The sequence below is a fragment of the Psychrobacter sp. NG254 genome (assembly GCF_015277735.1).
Classification (GTDB): Bacteria; Pseudomonadota; Gammaproteobacteria; order Pseudomonadales; family Moraxellaceae; genus Psychrobacter.
Genome location: NZ_JADHDA010000003.1, coordinates 406,673 through 420,022 on the forward strand (window position 1 = coordinate 406,673; position 13,350 = coordinate 420,022).

General features: G+C 44.0%; 11 protein-coding genes. 8 read left to right on the top strand and 3 right to left on the bottom strand.

Going from position 1 to position 13,350, the window contains the following annotated elements; all coding sequences use genetic code 11:
* Nucleotides 1–61 precede the first annotated feature (61 nt).
* The 5 genes from IP510_RS07090 to arfB all read left to right on the top strand — a co-directional run bounded on the left by IP510_RS07090 (nucleotide 62) and on the right by arfB (nucleotide 4,974).
* On the top strand, nucleotides 62–904 hold the full coding sequence (locus IP510_RS07090; protein ID WP_194364063.1) for an HpcH/HpaI aldolase/citrate lyase family protein: 843 nt from the start codon (nucleotides 62–64) through the stop codon (nucleotides 902–904).
* 242 nt (nucleotides 905–1,146) lie between these two features.
* On the top strand, nucleotides 1,147–2,343 hold the full coding sequence (locus tag IP510_RS07095; RefSeq protein WP_194364064.1) for an efflux RND transporter periplasmic adaptor subunit: 1,197 nt from the start codon (nucleotides 1,147–1,149) through the stop codon (nucleotides 2,341–2,343).
* On the top strand, nucleotides 2,340–3,563 hold the full coding sequence (locus tag IP510_RS07100; protein WP_194364065.1) for an ABC transporter permease: 1,224 nt from the start codon (nucleotides 2,340–2,342) through the stop codon (nucleotides 3,561–3,563). Before IP510_RS07095 ends, IP510_RS07100 begins: the two co-directional genes overlap by 4 nt.
* Nucleotides 3,556–4,281 carry an ABC transporter ATP-binding protein gene (locus tag IP510_RS07105; RefSeq protein WP_194364066.1) on the top strand — a complete coding sequence of 242 codons (726 nt, stop codon included), beginning with the start codon at nucleotides 3,556–3,558 and terminating at the stop codon, nucleotides 4,279–4,281. The genes IP510_RS07100 and IP510_RS07105 overlap by 8 nt, the downstream gene beginning before the upstream one ends.
* 279 nt (nucleotides 4,282–4,560) lie before the next feature.
* A complete protein-coding gene (arfB, locus tag IP510_RS07110; RefSeq protein ID WP_194364067.1) occupies nucleotides 4,561–4,974 on the top strand; it encodes an alternative ribosome rescue aminoacyl-tRNA hydrolase ArfB in 414 nt (137 codons plus the stop codon).
* Between the two features lie 146 nt (nucleotides 4,975–5,120).
* On the opposite strand, the gene IP510_RS07115 is transcribed toward arfB, so the two are convergent.
* From IP510_RS07115 to IP510_RS07125, 3 genes are all read right to left on the bottom strand, one after another.
* A complete protein-coding gene (locus tag IP510_RS07115; RefSeq protein ID WP_194364068.1) occupies nucleotides 5,121–6,986 on the bottom strand; it encodes an autotransporter domain-containing protein in 1,866 nt (621 codons plus the stop codon).
* A 338-nt stretch (nucleotides 6,987–7,324) separates the two neighbouring features.
* Nucleotides 7,325–8,602 carry a YbfB/YjiJ family MFS transporter gene (locus IP510_RS07120; protein WP_194364069.1) on the bottom strand — a complete coding sequence of 426 codons (1,278 nt, stop codon included), beginning with the start codon at nucleotides 8,600–8,602 and terminating at the stop codon, nucleotides 7,325–7,327.
* A gap of 356 nt (nucleotides 8,603–8,958) precedes the next feature.
* Nucleotides 8,959–10,158 carry a sugar transporter gene (locus tag IP510_RS07125; RefSeq protein ID WP_194364070.1) on the bottom strand — a complete coding sequence of 400 codons (1,200 nt, stop codon included), beginning with the start codon at nucleotides 10,156–10,158 and terminating at the stop codon, nucleotides 8,959–8,961.
* A gap of 444 nt (nucleotides 10,159–10,602) precedes the next feature.
* On the opposite strand from IP510_RS07125, the gene IP510_RS07130 reads away from it, so the two are divergent.
* From IP510_RS07130 to IP510_RS07140, 3 genes are all read left to right on the top strand, one after another.
* Nucleotides 10,603–11,205 (top strand): hypothetical protein, encoded by a 603-nt coding sequence (locus tag IP510_RS07130; protein ID WP_194364071.1) that lies wholly within the window; start codon nucleotides 10,603–10,605, stop codon nucleotides 11,203–11,205.
* A 518-nt stretch (nucleotides 11,206–11,723) separates the two neighbouring features.
* Complete coding sequence (locus IP510_RS07135; protein ID WP_194364072.1) at nucleotides 11,724–12,638, top strand: hypothetical protein; 915 nt, start codon at nucleotides 11,724–11,726, stop codon at nucleotides 12,636–12,638.
* 56 nt (nucleotides 12,639–12,694) lie between these two features.
* Entirely contained in the window at nucleotides 12,695–13,279 is a 585-nt protein-coding gene (locus IP510_RS07140) for a YqiA/YcfP family alpha/beta fold hydrolase (RefSeq protein WP_194364073.1), read from the top strand.
* The last annotated feature ends 71 nt before the right edge of the window (nucleotides 13,280–13,350 follow it).

Here is a 13,350-nt window from a genome sequence, read left to right on the forward strand (position 1 = left end):
AGCTGTATAGTGGCATAATAAATGTGCTAATAGCTACTTGGACAATATAATGGAGTCACGCATGGATTCAGTTATCAAAAATAAAATAAAAACGATTTCTCAAAATAAAACATGGCTATTCGTGCCAGCGACTCGCATCGATAGAGTGGCGAAAGCTTTTGATAGTGGCGCAGATGCAGTTATTGTCGATTTAGAGGATGCCGTTGCGCCAGAAGATAAAGCATCCGGACGCGAAGTATTACAACAATATCATGACAGTAAAGATTATCAGCCGATTTGGCTACGTATTAATAAGGCAGGTAGTGAAGAGTTTTTCAAAGACATAGTGCTCTGTCAGAAAATGCCAAATTTAGCCGGCGTGTTACTGGCCAAAGCTGAGCAAGTCGCCGACATTGAGAGCGTGCACCAACTTATCAATTTGCCTGTGATTGCATTGATTGAGAGTGCGATTGGTTTGTATCAAATCGATAGTATGGCAAAAGCAGTCGGGTTGGCCGCGTTTAGTTATGGTTTTTTAGATCTGTGCAATGATTTGCGGGTACAAGTAGGTACGCCTGCCGCAGATATCGTTGCCAATCAGATTCGTTATCAATTAATGCTGATATCTAAAGTACATGAGCTAGCAGCGCCGATTGATACGGTTTATCCTGATTTTAATGATAAAGCCGGATTAAGCACGCGAGTAAATTTATGGTCACAGATGGGTATGTCTGGAATGCTTTGCATTCATCCTAAGCAAGTAGCAGTCGTGCAACAGACGTTACAACCGACAGACGAAGCATTGTCATTTGCTCAGCGCGTGGTTGAGGAGTATGAGCGCAGTGGGCAGGCCGTATTTAAAGTAAATGGTCAAATGGTAGATGCACCAGTGATTGAGCGCAGCCGTCAACTATTGGATAAGTAGCTAAAGTTTGTTAAATCAACACTACTATTATTGATATAATGATTTTCTCACTTGATATTACTGTGCATAAAATATTTCTATAGTCGGTTCAATATAATTTGGATACAAGGAAGGCGAGTGAAAGTACTACAACTAGTAGACTAAGCAAGACTGACACCGTACCAATTTATAGAGGATTGACTATACATAGACCATATTGCCCGTCAGTATCAAACGCTCTTACTCAAAATCGGAGAAACTCATTGCGAGCTGTCAACTATAAGTATTTGATTGTGATTGTTCTGCTAGTGCTTGCAGTGGGCTTTGCTATCTTTCGTTGGTGGCGAGGACCACTGTTGCCTAGCTATACAGTCTCATCTATGCCATTGGTACAAACGGTGGTTGCGACTGGACGTGTCGTGACGACATCACGTACTCAAATTGGTAGTGAGGTGACGGGGGTCGTGCTTGAGCGCTTGGTACAAGAAGGTGACCAAGTGGCAAAAGGCGATTTATTATTGGTACTCAGCTCGGATGATGTGGCTGCACAAGTACGTCAAGCAGAGGCTGAATTGGCTGAGCTTGTGACCAGTAGGCGCCCACAAGCAAAGGTTGACCTATCAAAAGCTGAGGTGCAGCTTGCACAAGCCACTCGTAATGTGTCGCGTCGACGTGAATTGGCAGCGATTTCAGCGATATCGGATGAAGAGATGGAGCAGGCGGAGCAGTCCCAGAGCCAAGCTCGTAATGATTTGGAAGCGGCGCGTCTAAGAGCAAAGGCATTGGCTTCTGGCGGTGTTGAAGAGGCGCTACTACGTGAACGTATTGCGGCATTGCAGGCTCAATTGGCTAAGACAGAAGTGCGCAGCAAGGTTGCTGGTACAGTACTGACTCGTGACGTGGAGCCGGGCGATCTGGTACAGCCCGGTAAAACCTTATTTACTATCGCGCTTGCTGGCAATACAGAGGTACATGTGCCGCTTGATGAGCGTAATTTATCACGTTTGGCATTGCAACAAGAAGCACTTGCCATCGCTGATGCGTATCCAGACCAGCCTTTTCCTACTCGTATTAATTTCATCGCACCGAGTATCGATTCGCAGCGAGGTACTGTAGAGGTTCGCCTCTTGGTTGATCCTGTGCCTGAGTTTCTACGACAAGACATGACCGTTTCAGTAAATATTGAAACAGGTCGCCGTGAGCAGGCATTGGTGCTTCCCAATGATGCTTTAGCGAATATCCAAGAGGATACGGCTCAAGTATGGTTATTACGTGATGGTAAAGTACAGCGTCAAAAAATAATGCTAGGGCTTCGTGGTCTGGCTATGTCGGAAGTAATAGCAGGGTTGGATAACGGAGATCAAGTGCTGGCCGATGCAACTGCATCTTTGGTCGATGGTGAGCGAGTGCGCACTGATGAGTCAACAACCCGTAATGAACCAGCGGTAACATCCAAGTGAAAAATTTGTTCGGGCGCTTATGGATCGACGCGGTCATTGCGATCAGTTTTTTACGCGAGGGACGGGTACAGTCGCTGATGATTACATTAGGTGTGGCTATTGGTGTGGCTGTTATCGTGTTTATCACAGCATTGATTCAAGGTTTACAAACCAATTTAATTGATAAAACGCTTGGCAGCCAATCTCATATTCAATTGGTATCACCAGATGAAGTTAATCTAGTGGCACCAGTAGCAGCGGGAACCGCACAGCTGATACAAGAAGACAAGCGTCCTCAGCGGCTACGATCAATCAATAACTGGCAACAGATTACCGCTACCTTAGATCAACTACCATTACTGACAGCAGTATCGCCTGTGGTATCAGGACCTGCGTTTGTTCGGCGTGGAGAAGCGTTAGAGTCGGTGGTATTGATCGGAACAGAACTCGAAAGATACCAGAAAATCATACCGCTTGATGAGTATCTAATCAGTGGTGATCTGCGAGTAGGCGCTGATAATGTGCTCATCGGTAGTGAGCTTGCCAATAATCTCGGTGTTCAAGTGGGTAGCAAACTGCGACTAGACACTGGTGAGCAGGACAATACCGTGGTAAATGTCGCTGGGATATTTGAGTTGGGTGTCCGTGAGCTGGATGCGCGTTACGTCTATCTGGACTTAAAGCAAGCACAGTCATTGCTCAGCTTGCCAGGAGGTGTCACCGTGATTGACCTCACGGTTGCCGATATCTTTGAGGCGGACAATATTGCTGAGCAAGTAGGACGTCTGACATCATTGCAGGCAGAGAGCTGGATCGAGACCAATGCACAATTAATGAGTGGGCTATCAGCACAGAGCCTGTCTACTAATATGATTATTGTGTTTGTGGGTATCTCGGTCGCCTTTGGTATTGCGAGCGTACTATCGGTCAGTGTGGTACAGCGTACTCGAGAAATTGGAATCTTACGTGCCACTGGTGCGACTCGTCAGCAAATCTTATGGATATTTTTGATTCAGGGCGCTGTGTTTGGTTTACTGGGTTCTGTTTTGGGTAGTGCGGTGAGTTATGTTCTAGTGTGGGCGTTCAACACTTTTGGCCCAAGTTTATTTTATATTCCAGTGTCTATAGAGCTTATCTTACTAGCAATGTTGCTAGCGACGCTAACCGGTGTATTGGCTGCTGCTATACCAGCGCGCCGAGCTGCCGCATTGGATCCAGTGGTGGCTATTCGTTATGTCTAATAATAACTCTCATGAAGTGCTGCGTTTAGAGGCACTAAAAAAATCTTATAATATTGGCCAACCCAATGAGATTGAAGTGCTACATGGTATCGATTTGTGCATCGATAATAATGATTTTGCTGCGCTCATTGGTCCCTCTGGCTCTGGTAAAAGCACCTTGTTGAATGTGCTTGGCTTGCTAGACAAACCGACCAGTGGTGAGCTGTACCTGCTCGGGCAGGCAACGAGTAATATGGATGATGCTGGTCGCACGGCACTGCGAGGCAATAGTATTGGCTTTGTATTTCAGTTTCATCATCTTATTCAGGCATTTACTGTGTTAGATAACGTATTAATGCCATTGATGCTGACCAAGGGTCGCCCGAATCAATCTGCCATACAAAAAGCGCGCGAGTTACTGGCTTCGGTGGGTCTGGAGAAGTTTGCTAATACCAAACCAAATGAGCTTTCAGGTGGCCAGCAACAACGAGTGGCTATTGCTCGCGCGCTCATCACAGAGCCTGCATTGTTATTAGCGGATGAACCCACAGGTAATCTAGATACGGTAACGGCTGCCGAAGTGTTCGAGCTGTTTCGTAAAGTCAACCGCGAGCGTGATTGCGGTGTGTTATTGGTTACCCATGATCCACGTCTATCAGCATCCTGTGATCGGACTATCAATCTGGTAGACGGTCTTATCGAAAGCGATTCGCTAAATGTTAATAGATCTGAATCCTAATATCTCAAAGTATAGTGGATTCAGTTTAAAAGAGATGCAAGGCAACCGAGTGCAGATGTATATGTGATACTTCAAGCGAGGTTAACGCTGTAGCTCTTTTATAAAGGATTGACTATAGCGCTACAAAAACTTTGCGAATATATCATCGCTATCTCTAATAGTAAGCGTCTAAAAGCTGTCGACGCGTCAGTGATTGAGCGTAGCCGTCAACAATTGGCAAAGTAGCAGACAAATCCATAATGCTTTATCATACTGACTCATAATTTATAAAAGCAGCCTATGATTTTTATTAATAACACGATTAGCCTCAATGATAATGAGGTAGAGATCAGCGCCATACGAGCACAAGGCGCTGGTGGACAGAATGTCAATAAAGTGTCTTCTGCCATTCACCTGCGTTTTGCGATTCATGAATCAAGCTTAAGTGATGAGTACAAACAGAGGCTGCTAGACAGCAAAGACAGTCGAATAACCAAAGAGGGTGTGCTGGTCATCAAGGCGCAGCAGTTTCGTACGCAAGAACGCAACAAAATAGATGCGCTTGAGCGGCTACAAAGCTTTATAAACAAAGCCACTCACGTGAATAAAACCAGAAAATCCACCAAACCCAGCAGAAATGCAAAACGTAAACGGGTGGATCAGAAAACCCAGCGCGGCAAAACGAAAGTATTGCGCGGTAAAGTTGACTTTTAGAAATATGGGTATAGCAGATGTGAGTGTTAAAGGCTATTTGCAGTAGAGGGTATTGAAGGGTAAACGCTATGATAGCTATTGCTAAATGTAAATCGGTATAGGCGATAGTGAATCGCCTATACCGTAATGATAAATTCGTTACTTATTTAGAATTCGCCGCTAAGACCAACGAATAGGCTGGTTGAGTCGTCATCATCACCTTGTGAATGTGTGACACCCACATTGGCGTTCAACAAACTGAAGCTTTTAGACAGACCAAGCGTCATTGCAAAATTATCATCGTCAGTTTCGATCGTAGGCGTCTCAAAGCTGATATTCGGTAGCGTGTTCAAGCGTGCGGTTACCGCTTCACGATTGTCACTCAGCTGCTTTTGGTAATGAAGATCACCAAATACATTGAGGTCCTCCATCAAGGTATGGTTGGCTTTTAGCCCAAGCTTGCCATATGTCGTAGAGTATTTTTGCTCATCGAACTGCATGGCAATGCCAGACATCTCTTTTTCATTAAGTCCAGATATTTTTACACGGCTCGCTGTTGCACCGATATAAGGTGTGATAGCAAGACTGCTTACCTGCATCGGGTAGCCTGCCTGCACATTGGCATAGTAACGCTTACCATCAGCATTTGACTTAAACTGTTGTTGGTTGCTGCCAAGCGTGACTGCACGAGTGACATCGACATCCATGTTGCCAAACCCTGCAGCACCATTGATCTGTAAGCCGCCAAATTTGTTGCTATGGTAGACACCAAAACCGATCTCTCCTAGATCAATATCACTTAAACCTGTGCCGACATCTGAGTTTTCAAAGTCTTTTTGGGTGATATTGCCATACAAGCCTGTGACTGCATTGGCTGAGTTCGGATGAGCAAAATCTACGCCCAATAATACCTGTGTATTACTATCACCATCGAATCCTGCAATTTCTTGATTGGCCACTTCACCGACAGCCCATAGTGTACGGGCAGGCTTTTGCGCACTGCTTTGGATTTGATTGACGTGCGACTGTAATCGCTCATTGGTCGCAAGTCCGGTTGTGGTCGCAATATGAGGCAGTACACCGATTAGGCTAGGTGCAGTGACGACAGCATTTGCATAGTCTGCAATCAGTTGATGCGCTTGACCGGTTGGGTGAATACCATCTGCGAAGAAATAGGTTTCGTTGGCATCTGTTTCTACAAGCGTATCACGTCCACAAGTGAGAGAGCTGCTATCTCCGCAGGCTTCATCAGTGACGTTAGTGAAACCATACTGAGCAGGCGACGCAATGATCTCTTGGGTCAAGCTAAACATATCTAGCGGTATGATATTAGCACCAGTATTTGCTGCTGCACTAAGCATGAATTGATTGTATAGACGAGTAGCACCAGTACTTTGCGCTTGTGCTACAGCCCCTTGTTCAATAGCTCTAGGGGTTAGACCAACATCAGGAATATTGGGTACTAAAATATATTTTGCACCATTGTCTTTTAGGGTATTGATAGTTTCAGTTTGACTGGCTACTGCACCTAGTATGGTAGCTTGAGCATTAGCAGGATCGGCCGCTGCAGCAAGCAGGTCATTTGCCCCTGCCCAGACGACATATAGCCCATTAGGATCTACTTTGTTATTGGCGATATAGCTGTCGACTTGGCTATTAGCAGAAGCCACTGGAATATCAAAAGCAGTAACATCTACGCCTGCTCTTGCACCGCCGATAGCGTAGTTATTGCCCGTTTGACTGCCATCAAAAGTATTGGCAACAGCAGTCGTACCCAGTTGTTCAGCGAATGAGGTTGCCCATGTGTTATCAGGATTGGTAGTGAACTGACCTGATTCAGCAACCCCAAAGGCACCTTGAGTCAAAGGACTAAAATATCCACCGTCGGTCAAGCTGTCACCAAAAAAGGTCACACTGTCATAGGCATTTGCGTGAGCCATAGCAGCGACAGATAAGCTAATAGCAAGCACACTTTTTGTAAAAGTTTTGAGAGTAGTAGGATTGATAATAGGGCGAGTGGTGTTACGAGGCATAGCGACTTCCTTGTCGTAAATGTAATAGTTTGTCAATCAAGTGTAACCACTTTTTGAAAACCTAGCAATCGTTTTGATTGTAAAATCGCAATAAAACCGCCTGATCATAAATGGCATCAATATAGTATCCGAAGCAGTACAACTAGGCGAAATGCTTGCCTATGTATAGTCGAAGAAATTTAAAATTGCTACAAGGCAGTCGACTGCAGATTGTACAAATAGTACATCTAGGAAGACTAATACCGTAGCAGTTTAGTCGTTCTCTGACTATAGTATAGATATCACTGCTAAGAGTAGAGTGAGTATAGATACCATAATCAATATCTTAGAGCTTAGCCTTAAGCTAATTTTTGCGGACGTAATAACAAGGAAAGTCCAAGCGCTACAAAGGCTGCGATGCCAGCTACCATATAGCTGATACTAAAGTCCCCAGTGATTCCTGCAAGATAACCTGCAGCCACTGGCCCGAGAGCCTGTCCACCTGAAAAGGCAAAAGTCAGTGCCGCTAGTGCACTTGCCGCTGCTGCAGGCCCGAAATAATCACCCGCTGAGGCCGACATAATGACAGGCACACTCCATACCACTGTCCCAAACAGGATAATTGACAAATACAGTCCTGAATGCCAATCAGTGAGTCCGACCAATAGGTAAGCGATAGCAAGGAAGAAAAAGGCCAAGGCAAGACCAAGGCGTCTGCCAATATGGTCAGAAATCCAGCCAAACAATATACCTGAGAAGACACTTAGCAGTCCAATCCATGCCCAAATGCCACCCGCAGTCGCTTCACTCAGTTGATACGAGCCCACCATGCTAGTGACGATGAAGGTGACATAAACCATGTAAGTGGCACCATAAATGGCAAAGATAATACCCAAATGTACGAGTAGCTTAATATTGCTGCGTTCTAGTTTTTTCTTGTTTTTGACAGGCAGAGTAGGTGCGCGCCCAAAAGGACTTTGACTGACATCGTCTGGATGGTTACGTATCAAAGTGAAAGTAAGCCAAGCCACCGCAATGTTAATAACGGCAAAAATTAGCCAGCCTGTCTGCCAAGACAGTAGGGTAGAGATGGGTAAGAGTTTGGGTACAACGAAGCCCGATAAAATGATACCAAACCCAGGACCCGCCATGACCAGTCCTAGAGCAAGCCCGCGGTGTGAAGGAAAAAACCAATGAGACATGACGCTCATCATCGGTAAGACCACGCCGCCGCTACCGATACCTGTCAGCACATAGAGTGCGCAGAGTATCGGAAAACTGGTGGTAAAAGCCATACCGAGCATAGAGACGGCAATGAGGAGTAGGCTAGCTGTCGCAGTTGCTCGAGTACCAAACCGAGGTAGAACGAGAGGACTTAGAAGCACCGCCACGAGATATCCTGTCAGGTTGGTGAATCCCAATATACCGCTTTGGGTATAATTTAATCCCAAAGAAGCCGACATGGATGGTAGTAACATGCCAAATGCAAATCGTCCTAGCCCAAGTCCGCAGAACATCGCCACAGAGCCTGTCGCAGCGACCATCCAAGCATAATGTAACCTGCCTAGCTTAAGAGGAGCAGAGCTATCCTGATTTCCTTGATCTTGACTATCTTGTTGAATCGTTTCACCAGACATCACGAATCTCCGACCAGTTGAAGGTTGGTGATATCCATCGTCACTAAATTTAGACCGGAGGTAATGACTTCCTTGTTTTGAATAGTATCCATTTCACACTCATCCTTTTGTGCTTAATCTCTATCAGGCTTTTATTACATATACTGATAGCCTAAGTATACTTATGTCCAATAAAATTAGTATAACTGCACCTGAACGTTCGTTCAATGAGTATCTAAGCAATCCTTAATATGATTCATATGCTACATCGTTGTATTGACGCATAAGCAGAATGCCAGCCCATTTACATGGCTGGCATTCTGCTTGTTATTTCCTGACTGCTATTTTTTGGCTCTTCTTCGATATTGGCTTATTAGTTAGCCAAGTCGTTTACTCAACTCAGGAAAACGCTTTATCATAAATAGCATGAGGAGTAGCGCGATACTAGCGAACGCTGCACCTGTGTATCCCACGCTAGAGAGCGAAATATGCGTCACAGCATAACCACCAAATAACGCACCCGTACCAATCCCTAGATTGATAATACCTGAGAACATCGACATCAGCATATCTTGCGCATTGACATCGACCATGATGACTTTGGCCTGCATCGAGATAATCAGTAGCATGAGCGCTGCACCCCAGAGAAGTGCAATCAGGCTCAGTGCCCATATAGAAGACACTGCCAAGAGTAGGGTGAGCATAGATACGAGTATCAAGATCGTAGAGATGAGCATCAATCTGGTATTGAATCTATCACCCCAACGACTGAATATCACACTGCCTGCAATGCCTGCCGCACCGAATAGTAACAGTACGAAAGTCGCAGCGTTTTCACTAATATTACCGACCTGACGCATGAATGGTTCTATATAAGAGTAAGCCGTGTAGTGCGCTGTAAAGACCAATAAAATAAGCAGGTACAGACAGACCAATAAGGGATTTTTTAGTAGCTCTGGAATCTTTCTAAAAGACCCTTCAAACATACTAGGCAGTGTCGGCAATAGCCTTGCTTGTAGGATGAATACAACTAAGGCAATCACGCCGATACCGCCAAATGTCGCCCGCCAGCCAAACCATTGGCCGACTAAGCGACCCAATGGCACACCCAGTACCATTGCTAATGACGTACCAGTTGCCAGTACACTAAGCGCCATGGCTTTTTTGCCTTCAGGTGCGACACGTATCGCGATTGCGGCTGTAATGGACCAAAAAATAGCATGCGATAACGCAATCCCAACCCGACTAATGAGGAGCACGTCAAAGCTCCATGCAAATACGGATAGCACGTGACTGGCAATGAATACCACAAAAAGCCCCAAGAGCAAACGTTTGCGCTCAAATCGACTGGTGAGTAGCATCAGCGGCAATGACATCGCCGCGACAATCCAAGCATAGAGCGTCAACATCCAGCCAGTTTCTGCCGTCGTGATAGAAAAGTCTTGGGCAATGTCGCTCAACAGCGCCACAGGGACAAATTCTGTGGTGTTCATAATAAAGGCACTAACGCCCATCAAAAATACTTGAAAATACTGAGTTCGGCGAGCGTTTGAGCTGGCCTCAATGTTATGTGTCATAAAATCCAATACAGATGCAGATACTACGTGTGATAGGTCAAAGTGGGGCAGGCTTTGTTAGAATACAAGGTTTGCGGGGCAAGATAGCAAGTCCACGTCGATCGTGGAAGTTGTTTTTTGATAAGGATTGTTAATTGGGCATTTATTCGAAAAATTTATTACCGCTTAACTATTATGCTAAGCCCCTCCTTAATTATTCAAATTTTATTCGCGTAAATATAAGCGACAGTTATTGTCGTCTCATATCGAAGCCCATCTAGACATATATTGATAAGCCTTGCTACTATATAAGCACATCGTGGGTTTAAGGCTACTTCCAGCACGATGAAAAACAACAACTGGTAAAACGCACAACACCTTATTACTCTGCAACTTTCAGCAAGGTAACTGTGCTTTTACCTTTATCGGCATAGTTAAATAGGCCAGAGTATAAGGAAGCATCCCATGACGATTACTGGTCACCATGCAATGACATTGCAGTCTTTAATCCTACAGCGCATTGAACAACAAAATCTATCATACGCCCAAATTGTCCAATTTATGGGCTATCAGACTAATGTCAAAACTCAAACTAGCGCTCTAAAACGTCTAGAGCATGTCTTGTCGTCTTCAGAATTAGGCCTGACCAAAACCAGTTATGATTTCAAATACTCATCTGCTGAGTTTATTCATGCTCTGTGCGAAGTGTTGGAGATTGATAGAAGTGAGTATTTACCACTTTTACAACAGCTGGAGCAGTACGCTCACAAGGTATTAAATGCTATTAAGCCCATTGTCTATGCAGATGTCACTTTTAGCGACGATTTCAAACCTTCATTTATGAGTATGATGGCGGTTTCTAAGTTTACGAGAATAGGGTTGCACGATGAGATACGCCTACTGGATAGATACCGACAGCGACAAGTGATTGAAGGATTAATTAGAGCACATTACATGGCTATGACAGGAAATATTCCATTTGATGGGGTAATCAATGGCTATCGAGTGTCATTCCAAAATGAGGATGGACAAAAGCAATACTTCTATATCACTGCTGACTTTGCCTAGCCATAATAAGTCTATGTTAAGCGCCCTATTAAATTAGGATAGGCGACACCAGTTGTCGTATAGGCTTCCAAACTACTTTATTTTTATATGGGTTTATATTATAGTTATTGGGCCAGGCAAAAATAACGCGGCAGACAGTTAACCTTCGGGGCGCAACGCTTCATTTCTTAACTGAGTTGTCTTTAGCATGCTACCTTCGCAATGTTATTTTCGTTTATTCTAAACTTCTTCGTCTGTACAAATTCTACAAACCATCATTGTTAATAAATAGAAAAAATGCTCGTTGGCATTGCCAAAGTATTGGCAATGCGACAATGAAAAGCTGTGGCTAAAAACCAATCAATATTAAAAAAAATCCTGCCTTGCCAAGTCGATTAATTTACTTAATTCTATAGATAGTGACGTCATTTAAACACAATGGCGAATAGATTCGGTTGGCTTGAAATCAGTGCTCAGAATAAAACAACAACGAAGGACTGCAGCTAAAAAACCAAAATCAAAATAATAAGGATATAAATATGACGAGATTAACGTATCAATTTGAGCAAAAACGGTTAGACAATATGCAATGGTCGGATGGCTCAAAGCTATCTGGTATAACGGCACTAGCAAATGATGAGAAAGGCCGAGTACGAAAACAGCCATTGTTTTACCTCGAAACGGTCTCTCTAGACAATTATGAAGATGATATTTATTTCGTGAATAATACTGATGAGACGCTCAGTTGGGTAGCACCCTTTAAACCCTATCGAAACATAGAAGAAGCAAGAGCAAAGCTAGGCGATGTCAGTGATGAAAACTTGCATAAAGTGAAGCTTTATAGTGATGGCATGGATAGCGTATATCAGGATGTACTGCCTAAGCAGGGCGTGTGGATTGGTAGTACTCATATTATGTATGACAGTGATGCGATGATGCAGTGGTTCATACATGTGCCTTACGAGGGGCCAGATACTCATTATGCAATTTGGCGTTTTAATATAGTAGAAAAAGGCGGAATTCGCGGAACTTATCCACTGCTATGGGATGATTTTAGTAAGCCCTCGCACATGGTGAGTTGTGATTGTCTGTTTGAGCAAGCTGATATGCCGATAGAGGTCAGTATTTACGAAGAGCGCTGTGCAATGCTAGAGAGGCTTATTGGCTCATTTGGTGTCTCAAATGCCATATTCATATTGGCCATTAATGATGTGCTCTATCGTTATTGTGTGGGCTGGAGCGCGCCCTATAACGAGTCGGATATACAGGCACAAGACATTGCGATGAAACTAACAGAACAAAAGCCAGAAAATACGGAGGCAGTGAAAGCCATTGTCCAAGCAGTTTATGATTTTTGGTTTAACGAAGGTTTTGCAAAAAATATCTCAATGCAGGCTTGTGATGAGATTTTGAGCTTGTATCAAGCGCAGATTGCTAGCCAAAAATCGGTTTAATTTATAGCCAAATTATTAAGAATAAACCTAAATAATAATTAAAAAAGGAGAACCTTATGATGTTTCCTATCGAAAACAACGATACTTTTTTACTGTTTTTTCATGGCCTTGATTCAAGCAATGAGACCAGTAAATATACCTGTATCACGCGTGAGCCTAAATACTGTCAAACGGTTAATTATCGAGACAATTTTGCAGAAATATTTGAGATTTATGATGCTTTGATTCGTGAAAAAATGGCACAGTACCCGCGAGTGGTGTTGGCAGGGCATTCGCTTGGCGGCTGGTTTGCCAATCATTTTGCGCATAAATACAACTTGCGGGCACTGTTAATTGCGCCTTGTATCTATCCAAATGAGGTATTGGCGGACCGTATCCCTGACATGGCTGATATGAAGCTGTCGTTCCCTACCTCTAACACTCAGATGGTACGAGTTATGGTAGAAGTCGACGATGAAAGCTTGGATGTGGCAGTTGCTAGGCGAACCTTAGTAAATCTGCCTGACAGCTGGGAAGTCGATTATTTTGCAGGCGGTCATCACCGTATCGCTCGTAGTAGTGATATCTGGTATCACTTAACTCATTTGTGTGAAGATCCCATCGTTTGGATGGACGAAGCGACATATCATGGTGAAGACTGATAGCGATGACAGTCAAAAAACTAGAGCGGCTAATGGATAAATAAACCGCTAAAAATAATTTATTGACATTA

Bases quoted from the DNA above. Each gene is read 5' to 3' on its own strand.
- IP510_RS07090 (WP_194364063.1), top strand. From the start codon at position 62: ATGGATTCAGTTATCAAAAATAAAATAAAAACGATTTCTCAAAATAAA.
- IP510_RS07105 (WP_194364066.1), top strand. From the start codon at position 3,556: ATGTCTAATAATAACTCTCATGAAGTGCTGCGTTTAGAGGCACTAAAA.
- arfB (WP_194364067.1), top strand. From the start codon at position 4,561: ATGATTTTTATTAATAACACGATTAGCCTCAATGATAATGAGGTAGAG.
- IP510_RS07115 (WP_194364068.1), bottom strand. From the start codon at position 6,986: ATGCCTCGTAACACCACTCGCCCTATTATCAATCCTACTACTCTCAAA.
- IP510_RS07120 (WP_194364069.1), bottom strand. From the start codon at position 8,602: ATGTCTGGTGAAACGATTCAACAAGATAGTCAAGATCAAGGAAATCAG.
- IP510_RS07125 (WP_194364070.1), bottom strand. From the start codon at position 10,158: ATGACACATAACATTGAGGCCAGCTCAAACGCTCGCCGAACTCAGTAT.
- IP510_RS07130 (WP_194364071.1), top strand. From the start codon at position 10,603: ATGACGATTACTGGTCACCATGCAATGACATTGCAGTCTTTAATCCTA.
- IP510_RS07135 (WP_194364072.1), top strand. From the start codon at position 11,724: ATGACGAGATTAACGTATCAATTTGAGCAAAAACGGTTAGACAATATG.
- IP510_RS07140 (WP_194364073.1), top strand. From the start codon at position 12,695: ATGATGTTTCCTATCGAAAACAACGATACTTTTTTACTGTTTTTTCAT.